At 65.8% G+C, this 16,567-nt stretch carries 14 protein-coding genes and 1 pseudogene; 13 read left to right on the top strand and 2 right to left on the bottom strand.

Going from position 1 to position 16,567, the window contains the following annotated elements; all coding sequences use genetic code 11:
- Positions 1 to 4 precede the first annotated feature (4 nt).
- From arfA to SA190iCDA_RS07725, 3 genes and pseudogenes are all read left to right on the top strand, one after another.
- Positions 5 to 157, top strand: coding sequence for an alternative ribosome rescue factor ArfA (arfA, locus tag SA190iCDA_RS07735; RefSeq protein WP_013792548.1), 153 nt, complete (start codon positions 5 to 7; stop codon positions 155 to 157).
- A gap of 71 nt (positions 158 to 228) precedes the next feature.
- Positions 229 to 1,521: a lytic murein transglycosylase gene (locus tag SA190iCDA_RS07730; protein ID WP_070884662.1), complete on the top strand. Its 1,293-nt coding sequence runs from the start codon at positions 229 to 231 to the stop codon at positions 1,519 to 1,521.
- Positions 1,522 to 1,678: 157 nt separating this feature from the next.
- A pseudogene (locus tag SA190iCDA_RS07725) lies at positions 1,679 to 2,829 on the top strand (acyl-CoA dehydrogenase family protein).
- A 222-nt stretch (positions 2,830 to 3,051) separates the two neighbouring features.
- Here SA190iCDA_RS07725 and SA190iCDA_RS07720 read toward each other — a convergent pair.
- The gene (locus tag SA190iCDA_RS07720) at positions 3,052 to 4,692 is read right to left on the bottom strand and encodes a Na+/H+ antiporter (protein ID WP_070884144.1); all 1,641 of its coding nucleotides are present in this window, start codon (positions 4,690 to 4,692) and stop codon (positions 3,052 to 3,054) included.
- A 165-nt stretch (positions 4,693 to 4,857) separates the two neighbouring features.
- Between SA190iCDA_RS07720 and SA190iCDA_RS07715 the strand changes: the two genes are divergently transcribed.
- The 4 genes from SA190iCDA_RS07715 to SA190iCDA_RS07700 all read left to right on the top strand — a co-directional run bounded on the left by SA190iCDA_RS07715 (position 4,858) and on the right by SA190iCDA_RS07700 (position 7,959).
- Positions 4,858 to 5,205 carry an ArsC family reductase gene (locus SA190iCDA_RS07715; protein WP_070884145.1) on the top strand — a complete coding sequence of 116 codons (348 nt, stop codon included), beginning with the start codon at positions 4,858 to 4,860 and terminating at the stop codon, positions 5,203 to 5,205.
- Between the two features lie 39 nt (positions 5,206 to 5,244).
- Positions 5,245 to 6,279, top strand: coding sequence for a 2,3,4,5-tetrahydropyridine-2,6-dicarboxylate N-succinyltransferase (gene dapD / locus SA190iCDA_RS07710; protein ID WP_070884146.1), 1,035 nt, complete (start codon positions 5,245 to 5,247; stop codon positions 6,277 to 6,279).
- Between the two features lie 73 nt (positions 6,280 to 6,352).
- Positions 6,353 to 7,558 (top strand): aminotransferase class V-fold PLP-dependent enzyme, encoded by a 1,206-nt coding sequence (locus SA190iCDA_RS07705; RefSeq protein ID WP_070884147.1) that lies wholly within the window; start codon positions 6,353 to 6,355, stop codon positions 7,556 to 7,558.
- Positions 7,555 to 7,959, top strand: a complete 405-nt coding sequence (locus SA190iCDA_RS07700; RefSeq protein WP_070884148.1) for a SufE family protein — start codon at positions 7,555 to 7,557, stop codon at positions 7,957 to 7,959. Before SA190iCDA_RS07705 ends, SA190iCDA_RS07700 begins: the two co-directional genes overlap by 4 nt.
- Here the strand turns inward: SA190iCDA_RS07700 and tcdA are convergent.
- Positions 7,956 to 8,768, bottom strand: a complete 813-nt coding sequence (tcdA, locus tag SA190iCDA_RS07695) for a tRNA cyclic N6-threonylcarbamoyladenosine(37) synthase TcdA (RefSeq protein WP_070884149.1) — start codon at positions 8,766 to 8,768, stop codon at positions 7,956 to 7,958. The two genes, SA190iCDA_RS07700 and tcdA, sit on opposite strands and share 4 nt — an antisense overlap.
- 218 nt (positions 8,769 to 8,986) lie before the next feature.
- Here tcdA and SA190iCDA_RS07690 point away from each other — a divergent pair, with 218 nt between their 5' ends.
- The 6 genes from SA190iCDA_RS07690 to SA190iCDA_RS07665 all read left to right on the top strand — a co-directional run bounded on the left by SA190iCDA_RS07690 (position 8,987) and on the right by SA190iCDA_RS07665 (position 16,565).
- The gene (locus SA190iCDA_RS07690; RefSeq protein WP_070884150.1) at positions 8,987 to 11,596 is read left to right on the top strand and encodes a glycosyltransferase; all 2,610 of its coding nucleotides are present in this window, start codon (positions 8,987 to 8,989) and stop codon (positions 11,594 to 11,596) included.
- Between the two features lie 183 nt (positions 11,597 to 11,779).
- On the top strand, positions 11,780 to 12,922 hold the full coding sequence (dapE, locus tag SA190iCDA_RS07685; protein WP_070884151.1) for a succinyl-diaminopimelate desuccinylase: 1,143 nt from the start codon (positions 11,780 to 11,782) through the stop codon (positions 12,920 to 12,922).
- Complete coding sequence (locus SA190iCDA_RS07680) at positions 12,922 to 13,731, top strand: putative RNA methyltransferase (RefSeq protein ID WP_070884152.1); 810 nt, start codon at positions 12,922 to 12,924, stop codon at positions 13,729 to 13,731. The genes dapE and SA190iCDA_RS07680 overlap by 1 nt, the downstream gene beginning before the upstream one ends.
- Before the next feature lie 213 nt (positions 13,732 to 13,944).
- Entirely contained in the window at positions 13,945 to 14,316 is a 372-nt protein-coding gene (locus SA190iCDA_RS07675) for a hypothetical protein (protein ID WP_070884153.1), read from the top strand.
- Between the two features lie 765 nt (positions 14,317 to 15,081).
- Positions 15,082 to 16,200 carry a Re/Si-specific NAD(P)(+) transhydrogenase subunit alpha gene (locus SA190iCDA_RS07670; protein WP_070884154.1) on the top strand — a complete coding sequence of 373 codons (1,119 nt, stop codon included), beginning with the start codon at positions 15,082 to 15,084 and terminating at the stop codon, positions 16,198 to 16,200.
- 53 nt (positions 16,201 to 16,253) lie between these two features.
- Positions 16,254 to 16,565 carry an NAD(P) transhydrogenase subunit alpha gene (locus SA190iCDA_RS07665; protein WP_070884155.1) on the top strand — a complete coding sequence of 104 codons (312 nt, stop codon included), beginning with the start codon at positions 16,254 to 16,256 and terminating at the stop codon, positions 16,563 to 16,565.
- The last annotated feature ends 2 nt before the right edge of the window (positions 16,566 to 16,567 follow it).

Here is a 16,567-nt window from a genome sequence, read left to right as displayed (position 1 = left end):
TGCCATGAGCAAGAAGAAGCGCCCCAACAAGGCCAAATCCATCATCGCCCAGCCGCTGTTCCGCTCACGCCAGGAACGCCCCGGCAAAGGAAAAGGCAGCTACAACCGCCAAGCCTCCCAGCAAAACTGGGAGGCTTGTTCATTTAAGGCGGCTTGAAAACCTCGTCCAGCCCGCATTTCCGCTCATCCGTGCTAAGGTGGTCGCCTGCAAAACGTGTTGAGATGACCATGCCCAACCTGTTCATTCGCGGCCTGCCTGCCACCGCTGCGGCCAGCTTCCTGCTTTTGCTCACGGCGTGCGCCGATGCCCCGGCCCAGCCTCTGGCGGCCACCAGTACGCTACCGAGCACCTCCTCCACCGCTGCGGCCACCGGCCAACCCGTCGAAGCGCAGCTGAGCTTCGAACAATGGCGCGACCTGCTGCGCAGCGACGCCATCGCCGCCGGCATCAGTCCGACCCTGTTCGACCGGGCCTTCGCCGGCGTGGTGCCGAACCCCGACGTGGTCAAGGCCGACAGCAGCCAGCCCGAATTCAGTCGCCCGGTATGGGAGTACCTCAAGGGTGCGGTATCGCCGAGCCGAGTCGCCCGCGGGCGCATCCTGCAGACCCAGAACCGCGCCATGCTCAACCAGATCGAACAGCGCTACGGGGTCGACGCCGAAACCCTGGTCGCCATCTGGGGCCTGGAGAGCAACTTCGGCAGCAACATCGGCAGCCACAACGTGGTGCGCTCCCTGGCCACCCTGGCCTATGAAGGCCGTCGCCAGGCCTTCTGGCGCAGCCAGCTGCTCGCCGTGCTGCAGATTCTCCAGCATGGCGACATCGCCCCGGAAAGCCTGGTCGGCTCCTGGGCCGGCGCCATGGGCCAGACCCAGTTCATGCCCACCACCTACAACGAGCACGCCGTGGATTTCGACGGCGACGGCAAGCGTGACGTGTGGACCTCCACCGCCGACGCCCTGGCCTCGGCCGCCCACTACCTGCAGAGCGCCAACTGGCAATTGCGCCAGCCCTGGGGTTACGAGGTGCAACTGCCGCAAGGTTTCGACTACGCCCTGGCCGACCCGGAAGTACGGCGCAGCGTGGCGCAGTGGCGTGAACTGGGTATCCACCCCGTGGGTCAGCCGCTGAGCACCCCGCGCGACGACGCCAGCGCCACCCTGTTGCTGCCCGCCGGGCACCGCGGTCCGGCCTTCCTGCTGTTCAGCAACTTCCGCAGCATCCTGCGCTACAACAACTCGACCTCCTACGCCCTGGCCATCGGCCTGCTGTCCGACGCCCTGCGCGGTGGCAACGCCGTGCAGGGTAGCTGGCCCGAGGGCGATCGCCAGCTGGGCCGCAGCGAGCGCGTTGAACTGCAGGAACGCCTCAATGCCCGTGGCTTCGACTCCGGCCATGCCGACGGCATCATCGGCGCCAATACCCGCAAGGCCATCCGCGCCTTCCAGCTGCACCTGGGCTGGCCGGCCGACGGCTATCCGGATGCCAAGCTGCTCGAGCAGTTGCGCCAGCCGCACTGACCCAGCCGCGTGGCGACGCCCGTCACCACGCCCTTGCCTATTTGCGATTCGCCCGATCCTGGGCGACTCTGTAGCAGGCACGCCCTGTGATCCAGGGCGTGCCTGGCTACCCGCCTGCCGTGACCCGGCGCGGGTCAACGACAACAGAGAGGTCGCTATGCACGACATCGAACTGAACGAAGAACAACGCATGATCCGCGAGTGCACCCGGCAGTTCGCCCGGCGCGCCATCGCCCCCACGCCCAGGACTGGGAAAAGGCGGGCTGGATAGACGATGCGGCGGTGGCCCAGATGGGCGAAATGGGCCTGCTGGGCATGATAGTGCCGGACACCTGGGGGGGCAGCTACCTCGACTACGTGGCCTATGCCCTGGCGGTTGAAGAGGTCTCCGCCGCCGATGCCGCCACCGGTACGCTGATGAGCGTGCACAACTCGGTGGGCTGCGGCCCGCTGCTCAACTACGGCAGCGATGAGCAGAAAAGCCAATGGCTGGCGCGCCTGGCCAGTGGCGAAGTGATCGGCTGCTTTTGCCTGACCGAGCCCCAGGCTGGCTCCGAAGCCCACAACCTGCGCACCCGCGCCGAGCTGCGTGACGGCCGCTGGCTACTCAATGGCGCCAAGCAATTCGTCAGCAACGGCCGCCGTGCCGGCCTGGCCATCGTCTTCGCGGTGACCGATGCCACCCTTGGCAAACAGGGTATTTCAGCCTTCCTGGTGCCCACCAACACACCCGGTTTTCGCATCGACCGCAGCGAGCACAAGATGGGTATCCGCGCCTCGGACACCTGCGCCATCACCCTGGACGACTGCGGCGTTCCCGCCGCCAACCTGCTGGGCGAGCGCGGCAAGGGCCTGAGCATCGCCCTGTCCAACCTCGAGGGCGGACGTATCGGCATCGCCGCCCAGGCGGTCGGCATCGCCCGCGCCGCTTTCGAGGCGGCCCTGCTCTACTCCCGCGAACGGGTGCAGTTCGACAAGCCCATTGGCGAGCACCAGAGCATCGCCAACCTGCTGGCCGACATGCACACCCAGATCAATGCCGCCCGCCTGCTCACCCTGCATGCCGCGCGCCTGCGCAGTGCCGGCGAGCCGTGCCTGTCCGAGGCTTCACAAGCCAAGCTGTTCGCCTCGGAAATGGCCGAGCGAGTGTGCTCCAAGGCGCTGCAGATCCACGGCGGCTACGGCTATCTGGAGGACTTCCCGGTGCAGCGCTACTACCGCGACGCGCGCATCACCCAGATCTACGAAGGTGCCAGCGAGATCCAGCGCCTGCTGATCGCCCGTGAGCTCAAGCACTACGCGCTCTAGGAACCTGTTCACGATCTTTAGTGCATGAAGCGGCAGCTACAAGGCAGAAGCGGACATTGAGCTTCAAGCCGCAAGCCTCAAGCTGCAAGAACAAGCTAGAGCACTGCGGACTGCTTTTAACCTGTAGCTTGGAGCTTGCAGCTTGCGGCTGCATCCGCCACTTGGCTGCCAAAATCGACGAACCTGGGCGGCAAGGTCATGAACGTTTTCTAAGCACGTCCCCTAGCCCTTGAGCAGCCGCACCTCCGCGTTATCCAGATCGCGGAGGATCTCGGCCAGCATGTCGTCGTCCAGCTGATGCTCCTTGCGCATCCGGTACAGCTCCAGACGCTGGGTGCGCAAGGCCTGCAGGCGCATGCGGTATTCCAGCTGATCGGCCTGGCGCTGGTACTCACGCGACTCCTCGGCGCGGCGTGTGCGGGTGCGCTCGAGCAGGTCGCGGTATTCGCTCATCAGCTTGGCGCGGATTTCCGCCGTGGCGATGGCGCTGTCGGTATCGGCGGCCTTTTCGTCGTCGGCTTCCAGGCAGCGAATCGCCGCCTGCAGTATCTGGGCGCGATGCCGGTTGAGTTCGGCCTCGTGGCGCGCCACGTTGTCCTGGGGCAGCAGCGGCAGCAGCCGGGGCAGTACCACGCTGGCGACCAGCAGCGACACCAGGATCACCCCGGCGGCGATGAGAATCAGCAGATCCCGCTCGGGAAACGCCTCGCCGTTGTTGAGCAGCAAGGGCAGCGACATCACGCCGGCCAGGGTCACCGCGCCGCGCACGCCGCCGACCGTCAGCACCGCGGTCAGGGCGATGCGCGACTGGCCGGCGAAGCGCGTCGACTTGCCGCGCCAGCGCCGCACCATCCCCGAGGTGCGCCAGTAGCAGTACACCCAGGCGAAGCGCAGCACCATCAGCACCCCATACACCGCCAGCACGTAGCCCAGCGCCGGCAGCAACAGGTGCCAGGCGTCGGCATGGTCACCGATCACCGCCTTGATGATGTCCGGCAGCTGCAGGCCCAGCAGCAGGAAGATCAGGCCGTTGAAGGTGAACTCGAGCATCGCCCACACGCCGCGGTTGAGCAGCCGCGTGGTGGTCTGCCGCGGCAGCAGGTCGAGGCGACTCTGCATCATGCCGGCCGCCACCGCGGAAAGAATGCCGGACAACCCCAGGTGCTCGGCCGCCACATAGGCGGCGAACGGCAGCAGCAGCATCAGCAGCACATGGGGCGCCGGCTCCTCCCAGCCACGGGCGATCATCCACGCCCGCAACCGGCCCAGCAGGTAGCTCAACGCCATGCCGATCAACAGGCCACCCGCGGCCACCAGCACGAACTGCAGGCTGGCATCGGCGAACGAGAACACCCCGGTCAGGGTCGCCGCCACGGCGAACTTGAACGCCACCAGGCCGGAGGCATCGTTCATCAACGCCTCACCCTGCAGCAGGTTGTTCAGGGTGTTGGGCAGGCGCCCGTGGGCGATCGCCGACACCGCCACCGCATCGGTTGGCGAGAGCACCGCCGCCAGGGCGAAGCAGGCGGCCAGTGGCACCTGGGGCAGCAACCAGTGAATGAAATATCCGGCGCCCAGAATGGTGACGAACACCAGCACGAAGGCCAGGAACAGGATCGGCATGCGCAGCTTGCGAAACTGCCCCTTGGGCATGCGCCAGCCATCGACGAACAGCAGCGGCGGGATGAACAGCAGCAGGAACAGCTCGGGGTCCAGACGCACGTGCAGGCCCAGCGCCGGAACCGCCAGCAGCGCGCCGATGAGAATCTGCAGGATGGGCAACGGCAAGGGAATGAACTGGGCGCTGATACGGGTGCCGCTGACCACCAGCAACATGGTCAGGATGGTGTAGAGAAGTTGCATGGGGGCGAGAATCCTTTGCGATGACGGCCCGAAGGCCCGCCCATTCTAACGCCAGGCAGGTGCAGGCTGACGCACCCTAAGGCGAATCGACGTGGCATAATCTCCGACCTCGTATTCACAAGTAGCAACGGGGATTCGACGAGTGGAGTCCTCAGAGGTAGACCTATGAGTTACGTGCTTTATGGCATCAAGGCCTGCGACACCATGAAGAAGGCCCGCACCTGGCTCGACGAGCGCGGTGCCACTTACCAGTTTCACGACTACAAGACCGCCGGCATCGACCGCGGCAACCTGCAGAAATGGTGCGACGAACACGGCTGGGATACCCTGCTCAATCGTGCCGGCACCACCTTCCGCAAGCTCGACGACGCGCAGAAAAGCGATCTCGACCAGGCCAAGGCCATCGACCTGATGCTGGCCCAGCCGTCGATGATCAAGCGCCCGGTGCTGGACCTCGGCACCCGCACGCTGGTCGGTTTCAAACCCGAGCGTTACGCCGCCGAACTGGCCTGATATCGCCACCCCAATCGAATTCGCTGCAAGGAAAAGCCCATGTCCAATACTCTGTTCAGCCTGGCCTTCGGGGTCGGCACGCAAAACCGTCAAAGCGCCTGGCTGGAAGTGTTTTACGCCCAACCGCTGCTCAAACCGGGCGCCGAGCTGGTCGCCAAGGTCACCGAGAAGCTTGGCTACAACGGCGGCAACCAGGCCATCGCCCTCACCAACCAGCAGGCCGGTGAACTGGCCAGCGCCCTGAAGCACATCGACCCGGTTCAAGCCGCCCTGCTGACCCGCCTGGCCGAGAGCGCCAAGCCCCTGGTCGCCACCCTGCTGGCCGAAGACGCCGCCCTGACCAGCACCCCCGAGGCCTACCTCAAGCTGCACCTGCTGTCCCATCGCCTGGTCAAGCCCCACGGCCTGAACCTGACCGGCATCTTCCCGCTGCTGCCCAACGTCGCCTGGACCAGCCAGGGCGCGGTTGACCTGGCCGAGCTGCCCGAGCGCCAGCTGGAAGCGCGCCTGAAAGGCGACCTGCTGGAAGTCTTCTCGGTGGACAAGTTCCCGAAAATGACCGACTACGTGGTGCCGACCGGCGTGCGTATCGCGGACAGCGCCCGGGTACGCCTGGGCGCCTATATCGGCGAAGGCACCACCGTGATGCACGAAGGCTTCGTCAACTTCAACGCCGGTACCGCCGGCCCGGGCATGATCGAAGGCCGCGTGTCCGCCGGCGTATTCGTCGGCAAGGGTTCGGACCTGGGCGGCGGCTGCTCGACCATGGGCACCCTGTCCGGTGGCGGCAACATCGTCATCTCCGTGGGCGAAGGCTGCCTGATCGGCGCCAACGCCGGCATCGGCATCCCGCTGGGCGACCGCAACATCGTCGAAGCCGGCCTGTACGTCACCGCCGGCACCAAGATCGCCCTGCTCGACGACCAGAACAACCTGGTCAAGGTGGTCAAGGGTCGCGAGCTGGCTGGCCAGCCCGACCTCTTGTTCCGTCGCAACTCACAGAGCGGCGCCGTCGAGTGCAAGACCAACAGGTCGGCCATCGAGCTGAACGAAGCTCTGCACGCTCACAACTAAGAGGCAGCGCCAAGCTGCAAGCTACAAGCCGCAAGTGTTGCGGCTCGAACTTGCAGCTTGCAGCTTGAAGCTCATGGCTCTCAACTCCCCCTGGCGCGCCGATTTCCCCGGCCTGCGGGCCCTCGATGCCGACGGCCAGACCTACCTCGACAGCGCCGCCACGGCGCAGAAACCGCAGGCGGTGCTCGACGCCCTGCTGGCCTACTACGCCGGCGGCGCCGCCAATGTACACCGCGCCCAGCACCTGCCGGGCGAGCGGGCTACACGGGCCTTCGAGGCGACCCGCGACAGGGCCGCACGCTGGCTGAATGCGCCCAGCCGTGACGAGATCGTCTTCACCCGTGGCGCCACCGAATCCCTCAACCTGCTCGCCTACGGCCTGGAACACCTGTTCGAGACCGGCGACGAGCTCGTCATCAGCGCTGCCGAGCACCACGCCAACCTGTTGCCCTGGCAGCAGCTGGCGGCGCGCAAAGGCCTGAAGCTGGTGGTGCTGCCCCTCACGCCAGTTGGCGACATCGACCCGCAAGCGGCCGCCACGCTGATCGGCCCACGCACCCGGCTGCTCGCCCTCAGCCAGCTGTCCAACGTGCTGGGGCGCTGGCAGGACGTGCAGCCGCTGATCCGCCAGGCGCAGGAGCAGGGTGCCCTGACCGTACTGGACGGCGCCCAGGCCGTGGTGCATGGCCGCCAGGACGTGCAGGCGCTGGGCTGCGATTTCTACGTCTGCTCCAGCCACAAGCTGTACGGCCCCGATGGCGTCGGCCTGCTCTACGGGCGCCGCGACGCCCTGCAGCGCCTGCGCCACTGGCAGTTCGGCGGCGAGATGGTCCAGCAGGCCCAGTATCACGCCGCGGCCTTCCGCCCGGCGCCGCTTGGCCTGGAGGCCGGCACGCCGGCAGTCTCCGGAGTGATCGCCCTGGGCGCCACCCTGGACTACCTCGAGCATCTCGACGCCGAGGCGGTTAGCCGCCACGAAGCGGCGCTGCACCAGATGTTATTGGAAGGCCTGCAACGCCATGAAGGTTTGCGTCTGCTTGGCGAGCCACAAACGGCGCTGGCCTGCTTCAGCATCGACGGCATCCACAGCGGCGACCTGGCCCACCTGCTCACCGAGCAGGGCATTGCCGTGCGCGCCGGTCACCACTGCGCCATGCCGCTGCTGCAGCGCCTGGGCGTGAGCGGTGCGATCCGCGTGTCCCTTGGTCTGTACAACGACGAGGCCGACCTGCAGCGTTTCTTCGCCGCCCTGGACAAGGCCCTGGAGCTGCTGCGATGACCCTGCCCACCGCCGCGCAGGAAGCCCTAGACGCCTTCGCCGCCTGCCCCGGCTGGGAACAGCGCGCGCGCCTGCTGATGCACTGGGGCGAACGCCTGGAGCCGCTGGCCGAGCGCCGTGAAGCGGATCGCGTACACGGCTGCGAGAGCCAGGTGTGGCTGCAGGGTGAACGACGCGATGGCCACTGGCATTTCCGCGCCAGCAGCGACGCCCGCCTGATACGTGGCCTGCTGGCCGTGCTGCTGGCCCGGGTCAACGGTCTGAATGCCGGCCAGCTGGCCGTGCTGGATATCGGCGACTGGTTCGGCCAGCTCGGCCTGTCCCGTCAGCTGTCGCCCTCGCGCGCCAGCGGCATGAACGCCGTGGTGCAGCAGATGCGCCGGCTGATCGAAGCGGCTTAAATCTTCGAGGCCACCCGTTCGCTAGGGCGGCGGGCGCCGGCCACCAGCTTGTCGACGATACGCGCCGCAGCGACCATGCCGAAGGTCGCCGTGACCATCATCACCGCACCGAAGCCGCCGGCGCAGTCGAGCTTCACGCCCTCGCCGACGAAGGCCTTGCTCTGGCAAACGCCGCCATCCGCCCCTGGATAACGCAGCTGCTCGGTGGAGAATACGCAGGGCACGCTGTAGGTGCGCCCCGGCGTACGGGAAAAGCCGTAGTCGCGGCGCAGGGTCGAGCGCACCTTGGCAGCCAGGGGGTCGTTGAAGGTCTTGTTGAGGTCGGCGACCTGCACCTGGGCCGGGTCGATCTGCCCGCCGGCACCGCCGGTGGTCACCAGGGCGATCTTGCGGCGCTTGCACCAGGCGATCAGCGCGGCCTTGGCTGCCACGCTGTCGATGCAGTCGACCACCCCATCGAGTTCTACGCTGATGTACTCGGCCATGGTCTCGCGGGTCACGAAATCCGCCACCTCATGCACCACACAGGCCGGGTTGATGGCGCGCAGCCGCTCGCCCATCACCTCGACCTTGGCGCGCCCGACCTGGCCCTGCAGGGCGTGGGCCTGGCGATTGGTGTTGCTGACGCAGACGTCGTCCAGGTCGAACAGGGAAATCTCGCCCACCCCGGAGCGCACCAGCGCCTCGGCCGCCCAGGAACCGACACCGCCGATACCGACCACGGCCACGTGGGCGGCGGCCAGCCGTTCTGCGCCTTGGCGGCCATACAAGCGGGCAATGCCGGCGAAACGCTGTTCATCGAACGACATGGGGGCTCCTCTTTCCGGGCGCGCATTATAAGAAGGCCGGCAGCGCTTCCCAAGCACCATCGGGCCGGCGCGTACAGAGCGCCGGTGCGCGGCACCCGAACATCACGGGGCAGCTCCCCGGAGCTGTGCTATACAGTCATTCATCGACGGAGTAGCATGCGCGCCAGCCGGCGTTCGCCGGTCTTCTCCCCGTTCCACCCTTCGGAACCTTACACAGCATGCTTTCGCGCAAGTTCGGTCTCAATCTAATTGTTTTCCTGGCTATTGCCGCCCTGTTCACCGGTATCTGGGCGCTCTACAACCGTCCGGTCACCGCCCCGGACTGGCCGGAACAGATTTCCGGCTATTCCTTCTCGCCGTTCCGGCAGGGGCAGAGCCCGCAAACCGGCGTCTACCCGAGCGATCAGGAGATGCGCGAGGATCTCGAGCTGCTGTCCAAGCAGACCGACAGCATCCGCACCTATTCGGTGGACGGCGACCTCGACAAGATTCCCGCCCTCGCCGAGGAGTTCGGCCTGCGCGTGACCCTGGGCGTGTGGATCAGCCCCGACGAGGAGCGCAACGAACGGGAGATCACCAAGGCGATCGAAATCGCCAACAACTCGCGCAGTGTGGTGCGCGTGGTGGTGGGCAACGAGGCGCTGTTCCGCCGCGAGGTCACCGTCAAGCAGCTGACCGCCTACATGGACCGTGTGCGTTCGGCGGTCAAGGTGCCGGTCACCACGTCCGAGCAGTGGCACATCTGGGACGAATACCCGGAGCTGGCCGACCACGCCGACCTGATCGCCGCCCACGTGCTGCCCTACTGGGAATTCATTCCCATGAAGGACTCCACCCAGTTCACCCTGGACCGCGCCCGCGACCTGAAGAAACTGTTCCCGAAAAAGCCCCTGCTGCTGTCCGAGGTGGGCTGGCCGAGCAACGGCCGGGTACGCGGCGGCGCCGAGGCGAGCCAGGCCGACCAGGCCATCTACCTGCGCACCCTGGTCACCACGCTCAACGCCCAGGGCTACAACTACTTCGTCATCGAAGCCTTCGACCAGCCCTGGAAGGCGGGCGAGGAAGGCTCGGTGGGTGCCTACTGGGGGGTCTACAACCTCGACCGCCAGCCGAAATTCAACTTCGAAGGCCCGGTGGTGGCGATTCCGAAATGGCGCATGCTGGCCGTCGCCTCGGTGGTCATGGCGCTGCTGTCCCTGGCCCTGATGCTGATCGACGGCAGTGCCCTGCGCCAGCGCGGCCGCACCTTCCTGACCTTCGTGGCGTTCGCCGGCGGCTCGGCGCTGGTGTGGATCGGCTACGACTACAGCCAGCAGTACAGCACCTGGTTCAGTACCCTGGTCGGCGTGCTGCTCGGCATTGGCGCCATCGGCGTGTTCATCGTCCTGCTCACCGAGGCCCACGAGCTGGCCGAGACGGTGTGGACGCAGCGCCGCCGGCCCTTCACCCCGGTGGTCGGCGACAGCCATTACCGACCCAAGGTGTCGATCCACGTGCCCTGCTACAACGAGCCGCCGGAGATGGTCAAACAGACCCTCGACGCCCTGGCCAACCTCGATTACCCGGACTTCGAAGTCCTGATCATCGACAACAACACCAAGGACCCGGCGGTGTGGGAGCCGGTGCGCGACTACTGCGAACAGCTCGGCCCGCGCTTCCGCTTCTTCCACGTCGCGCCGCTGCACGGCTTCAAGGGCGGTGCGCTGAACTACATCCTGCCGCACACCGCGCCGGACGTCGAAGTGGTGGCGGTGATCGACTCCGACTACTGCGTCGACCGCAACTGGCTCAAGCACATGGTGCCGCATTTCGCCGACCCGGCGATCGCCGTGGTGCAGTCGCCCCAGGACTATCGCGACGGTGAGGAAAGCACCTTCAAGAAGCTCTGCTACGCCGAATACAAGGGCTTCTTCCATATCGGCATGGTGACCCGCAACGACCGCAACGCGATCATCCAGCACGGCACCATGACCATGATCCGCCGCACCGTGATGGACGAGCTGAAGTGGGCCGACTGGACCATCTGCGAGGATGCCGAGCTGGGCCTGCGGGTGTTCGAGAAAGGCTATTCGGCCGCCTACGCCCACGACAGCTTCGGCAAGGGCCTGATGCCGGACACCTTCATCGACTACAAGAAGCAGCGCTTCCGCTGGGCCTACGGTGCCATCCAGATCATGAAGGGCCACGCCCGTCAGCTGCTGGCCGGCAAGGACAGCGAGCTCAAACGTGGCCAGCGTTATCACTTCATCGCCGGCTGGCTGCCGTGGGTCGCCGACGGCCTGAACATCTTCTTCACCGCCGGTGCGCTGCTGTGGTCGGCGGCGATGATCATCGTGCCGCAACGGGTCGACCCGCCGCTGCTGATCTTCGCGATTCCGCCCCTGGCGCTGTTCCTGTTCAAGGTCGGCAAGATCATCTTCCTCTACCAGCGGGCGGTGGGCGTCAACCTCAAGGATGCCTTCTGCGCGGCGGTAGCCGGCCTGGCGCTGTCGCACACCATCGCCAAGGCGGTGCTGTACGGCATGTTCACCAAGACCATTCCGTTCTTCCGCACCCCGAAGATGCGCTCCAGCCACGGCCTGATGGTGGCCCTGGCGGAAGCCCGCGAGGAGGTGTTCATCATGTTGCTGCTGTGGGGCGCCGCCCTGGGCATCGCCATCGTGCAGGGCCTGCCCAGCTACGACGTGAAGTTCTGGGTGATCATGCTGCTGGTGCAGTCACTGCCCTACCTGGCCGCGCTGATCATGGCGATGCTCTCCTCGCAGCCCAAGCCACTGGAGATTCCGGTGGTGCAAGGCGACAGCGAGAACGAGGCGGAGAAAGCCTGATCGGTTGCAGCGTTACCTGAAAACGGCGGCCATTGGCCGCCGTTTTTTTATGGGCCTAAGCCCCCTGAGCCGGCCCAAGCGCTGCCTTTGCTGCAGCCCGACCGTCCTTACGCCTACGAGCCCCGGGCGTTTTGCTTTAAGCTATGCGCCCTTCCCGCCCTGCATTGTGTTACCGGAGCTCCCATGACGGCCCTGTCCCCGACCCTCGAACTCGCCTGCGACCTGATCCGCCGCCCCTCGGTCACCCCGCTGGACGAGGGCTGCCAGGAACTGATGATGCGCCGCCTGGCGGCGCTGGGCTTCGCCGTCGAGGCGATGCGCATCGAGGACGTGGACAACTTCTGGGCCAGCCACGGCCGTGACGAAGGCCCGGTACTGTGCTTCGCCGGCCACACCGACGTGGTGCCCACCGGCCCGCTGCAGGCCTGGCAGCATGGCCCGTTCGACGCCCTGATCGACGAGCAGGGCATGCTCTGTGGCCGCGGCGCGGCGGACATGAAGGGCAGCCTGGCGTCGATGATCATCGCCGTCGAGCGCTTCGTCGCCGAATACCCGAACCACAAGGGGCGCATCGCCTTCCTGATCACCAGCGACGAGGAAGGCCCGGCCCACCACGGCACCAAGGCGGTGGTCGAGCGCCTGGCCGCGCGCAACGAGCGCCTGGACTGGTGCATCGTCGGCGAACCGTCGAGCACCACCCTGGTTGGTGACGTGGTGAAGAACGGCCGCCGCGGCTCCCTGGGCGCGACCCTGACAGTGCGCGGCATCCAGGGCCACGTGGCCTACCCGCACCTGGCGAAGAACCCGATCCACCTGGCGGCGCCGGCGCTGGCCGAACTGGCGGCCGAACACTGGGACGACGGCAACGCCTTCTTCCCGCCGACCAGTTTCCAGGTCTCCAACCTGAATGCCGGCACCGGCGCCACCAACGTGATTCCCGGCGAGCTGACGGCGGTGTTCAACTTCCGCTTCTCCACCGAGTCGACCGTCGAGGGCCTGCAGCAGCGGGTCAACGCCATCTTCGACAAGCACGGTCTGGACTATCACATCGACTGGGCGCTGTCGGGCCTGCCGTTCCTCACCGAACCGGGCGCGCTGCTCGATGCGGTGAGCACCAGCATCCGCCAGGTGACCGGTCGCGAAACCACGCCGAGCACCAGCGGCGGCACCTCCGACGGGCGCTTTATCGCCACCCTGGGTACCCAGGTGGTCGAGCTCGGCCCGGTCAACGCGACCATTCACCAGGTCAACGAGCGGGTGCTGGCCAGCGATCTCGAGGTGCTTACCGAGATCTACTACCAGACCCTGGTCAAGCTGCTCGCCTGATGCTCGCCTGCCCGATCTGCCAGGCGCCGCTGGCCGCCGTCGACAATGGCGTGGCCTGCCCGGCCAACCACCGCTTCGACCGCGCGCGCCAGGGCTACCTGAATCTGCTGCCGGTGCAGCACAAGAACAGCCGCGACCCGGGTGACAACGCTGCCATGGTCGAAGCACGTCGCCGCTTTCTCGATGGCGGCCACTACGCGCCGCTGGCCGCCCGACTGGCCGAACTGGCGGCGAGCTACAAGCCGCAGCGCTGGCTGGATATCGGTTGCGGCGAGGGCTACTACACCGCGCAGATCGCCGAGGCGCTGGCGGATGCCGACGGCTATGCCCTGGATATCTCCCGCGAGGCGGTCAAGCGCGCCTGCAAACGTGCGCCCCAGCTCAACTGGTTGGTCGCCAGCATGGCCCGCGTGCCCCTGGCCGATGCCAGCTGCGGGTTGCTGGCCAGCGTGTTCAGCCCGCTGGACTGGCAGGAAGCCAAGCGCCTGCTCGCGCACGGCGGCGGCCTGCTGCGCATGGGCCCGACCCGCGAACACCTGATGGAGCTGCGCGAGAAGCTCTACGACGAAGTTCGCGACTACGACGACAGCAAACACCTCGAGCTGATCCCGCCGGGCATGCACCTGGCGCACAGTGAAACCCTGAGTTTCCCGCTGCTGCTCGACACCCCGGAAGCACGCGCCGACCTGCTGGCGATGACGCCCCACGGCTGGCGCGCCAGTGCCGAACGCCGCGCCGCGGTCATTGCCGAAAGCTTCGAAGTCACCGTCGCCATCCGCTACGATTGGATCGAGCGTGACGCCCCCTAACAACCTGTGCCAGATCTTGCGAGCTAGAGCCCTACAATACCTAGGCGGCCCCGCAAAAACAGACGAGGAAGCGGAGTGTACTTTTGTACATGAGCATGACTCACTTCGTTCGCCCCTTCGGGGCCGCACTGAAGTGCGTTAGTCGCAAACAACTTCCGAGTCTGTTTTTAACGCAGTAGGGCCGACGCGCAGCAGATCGCGATGAGGATGAACATGCGCCAACCGGATATCGAGATATACCTGAAGGACGCCGATCACCAGGCCGTGGCAGCTTGGCTGACCCAGGCCCTCGGCCCCTGTACGGACTGGCTGCAGAAGGGCCAGACCTTCCAGTGCCGCGCCGGCGACATTCCGGTGACCTGGCTGCCCAAGGCCGTCGGCAAATGGCACAGCCTGTACCTGGAAAGCGACGCCACCCCCTGGGACGACGACCTGGCCTGCGCCCAGGCGGCCTATGGGGCCCTGGGCGTGGAAATCCGTTGCGCACCCGGCAGCTGGGAAGAGGACGAGAGCGACGAGCAGGCCGATCAATGGCTGCGCATCGGCGCCGACGGTGTACAGGAAATCACCTGGCGTACGGGCTGACCGTCCTGCCCTCAGCTATTCATCCCGCCCAAAGTCGACCGCTCGGCTTTGGGTGCCTTGGCAGCGTTTCCTCACACGCTGCCTTGCTCCGCCTCTGACCCCTCCTCACTTGCCGCCTCGTTGTATGAATCTGTTTACGATCTTTCAGCTCGATTTCGGTGCTTTGCCTGCGAAGTGACAGGAGCGGCTGGTCGTCCCCGCAGGATGGCTGGTGATTGTCTGTGGAAGCGGGGCATGCCCGCGAAAAAATCACGGGCATGGACCAGGCGTCCCCGCCCGTTCCCACAATGAATCGCTGAGTAGCTGCTCTTGCCTTGTAGCCGCCTCTTTATGTGGCCAAAAACGTGACAGGTTCTATGCCCGGCTTATTACCAGATGAATCAGGCTGACCTCTGGCAACCAGTAGCGACCATTAAAAACGACTACATAAATCTCAAAAACGCCGCTTTCCACCCCTGTAAATGATTTTGAACGGTGCGGCATCGCGCCGCACCAAATCTTATTGGATTCACTCATCTTCACAGACATTTATTCACGATAGCTGCTTTAACTCGTAAATTAACTGCATTAACCCATATTTTATCGGGGTAATTCAGCATGAAAAATAACAATATCTCCGATAACTTGTAGTCATGACAAATAATTACTCCATGAATATTGCTTACCGGCTCGCTCTGTTTGCAGAATGCCGCGGTACGACTTTGGTCGACACCGTCCCTCTGCCGCCCTCTGGGTGAATCTGCAACGATCGCAGGAGATGCAAGCGTGCACATTGGTGTTCCACTCGAAACCCAGGCAGGCGAAACGCGGGTGGCCGCGACGCCGGAAACCATCAAGAAGCTGATCGGCCAGGGCCATCAGGTCACCGTCCAGAGCGGTGCCGGCATTGCCGCCAGCATTACCGACGCGGCCTATGCCGCCGCTGGCGCCAGCATCGGCGATCCCGGCGCGGCGTTCGGCGCCGAGCTGATTCTCAAGGTGGTCGCCCCCAGCGATGCCGAGCTGACGCTGATGAAGAGCGGCGCCGTGCTGGTCGGCATGCTCAACCCGTTCAGCAACGAAACCATCGCCCGCCTCAACGCAGCCGGCCTCACCGCCTTCGCCCTGGAAGCGGCACCGCGCACCTCCCGCGCCCAGAGCCTGGACGTGCTGAGTTCCCAGGCCAATATCGCCGGCTACAAGGCAGTGATGCTGGCGGCCAACCACTACCCACGCTTCATGCCCATGCTGATGACCGCCGCTGGCACGGTGAAAGCTGCCCGCGTGCTGATCCTCGGCGCTGGCGTTGCCGGCCTGCAGGCCATCGCCACGGCCAAACGCCTGGGGGCGGTGATCGAGGCCTCCGACGTGCGCCCGGCCGTCAAGGAGCAGATCGAATCCCTCGGCGCCAAATTCGTCGACGTCCCCTTCGAGACCGACGAGGAGCGCGAGTGCGCCGAAGGCGTCGGCGGTTATGCCCGGCCGATGCCGGCGTCGTGGATGGAACGCCAGGCCAGGGCCGTGCATGAACGTGCCAAGCAGGCCGACATGGTCATCACCACCGCGCTGATTCCGGGCCGCAAGGCGCCCACGCTGCTGCACGAAGCCACGGTCGTCGAGATGAAGCCCGGCTCGGTGGTCGTCGACCTGGCCGCCATCCAGGGCGGCAATTGCCCGCTCACCGAACTGGACAAGGTGGTGGTCAAGCACGGCGTGACCCTGGTCGGCCACGGCAACCTGCCGGCCCTGGTCGCTGCCGATGCCTCGGCCCTGTACGCGCGCAACCTGCTCGACTTTCTCAAGCTGGTGATCAAGGACGGCGCCTTCCACCTCGACCTGCAAGACGACATCGTCGCCGCCTGCCTGATGTGCGAAGGCGGCGAGATCAGACGGGTCAACCCATGATGGCCGCCCTCTCCTTAGGGAGAGGGCCAATCACCATAAAAAGGATCACTGCGATGGATCTGATTTCCGACGGCATCTACAACCTGATCATCTTCGTGCTGGCCATCTACGTCGGCTACCACGTGGTCTGGAACGTCACCCCCGCCCTGCACACGCCGCTGATGGCGGTGACCAACGCCATCTCCGCTATCGTCATCGTCGGCGCCATGCTCGCTGCCGCGCTGACCGTCACCCCGCTGGGCAAGGCCATGGGCACCCTGGCCGTGGCCCTGGCGGCGGTCAACGTGTTCGGTGGCTTCCTGGTCACCCGGCGCATGCTGGAAATGTTCAAGAAGAAGGCCGCCAAAGCGGCGGTGGAGAAGTAAGC

It is taken from the genome of Pseudomonas argentinensis (assembly GCF_001839655.2).
In the GTDB taxonomy this organism is placed as follows: domain Bacteria; phylum Pseudomonadota; class Gammaproteobacteria; order Pseudomonadales; family Pseudomonadaceae; genus Aquipseudomonas; species Aquipseudomonas argentinensis_B.
Note: the sequence above shows the minus strand (reverse complement) of the source record. Positions and strands in the feature narration are given on the sequence as shown.

Excerpts from the sequence above, each read along its gene's own strand:
- dapD (WP_070884146.1), top strand. The coding sequence starts at position 5,245 with ATGTCCAATACTCTGTTCAGCCTGGCCTTCGGGGTCGGCACGCAAAAC.
- dapE (WP_070884151.1), top strand. The coding sequence starts at position 11,780 with ATGACGGCCCTGTCCCCGACCCTCGAACTCGCCTGCGACCTGATCCGC.
- tcdA (WP_070884149.1), bottom strand. The coding sequence starts at position 8,768 with ATGTCGTTCGATGAACAGCGTTTCGCCGGCATTGCCCGCTTGTATGGC.
- SA190iCDA_RS07680 (WP_070884152.1), top strand. The coding sequence starts at position 12,922 with ATGCTCGCCTGCCCGATCTGCCAGGCGCCGCTGGCCGCCGTCGACAAT.
- SA190iCDA_RS07700 (WP_070884148.1), top strand. The coding sequence starts at position 7,555 with ATGACCCTGCCCACCGCCGCGCAGGAAGCCCTAGACGCCTTCGCCGCC.
- SA190iCDA_RS07705 (WP_070884147.1), top strand. The coding sequence starts at position 6,353 with ATGGCTCTCAACTCCCCCTGGCGCGCCGATTTCCCCGGCCTGCGGGCC.
- SA190iCDA_RS07715 (WP_070884145.1), top strand. The coding sequence starts at position 4,858 with ATGAGTTACGTGCTTTATGGCATCAAGGCCTGCGACACCATGAAGAAG.
- SA190iCDA_RS07690 (WP_070884150.1), top strand. The coding sequence starts at position 8,987 with ATGCTTTCGCGCAAGTTCGGTCTCAATCTAATTGTTTTCCTGGCTATT.
- SA190iCDA_RS07665 (WP_070884155.1), top strand. The coding sequence starts at position 16,254 with ATGGATCTGATTTCCGACGGCATCTACAACCTGATCATCTTCGTGCTG.
- SA190iCDA_RS07675 (WP_070884153.1), top strand. The coding sequence starts at position 13,945 with ATGCGCCAACCGGATATCGAGATATACCTGAAGGACGCCGATCACCAG.
- SA190iCDA_RS07720 (WP_070884144.1), bottom strand. The coding sequence starts at position 4,692 with ATGCAACTTCTCTACACCATCCTGACCATGTTGCTGGTGGTCAGCGGC.
- arfA (WP_013792548.1), top strand. The coding sequence starts at position 5 with ATGAGCAAGAAGAAGCGCCCCAACAAGGCCAAATCCATCATCGCCCAG.
- SA190iCDA_RS07730 (WP_070884662.1), top strand. The coding sequence starts at position 229 with ATGCCCAACCTGTTCATTCGCGGCCTGCCTGCCACCGCTGCGGCCAGC.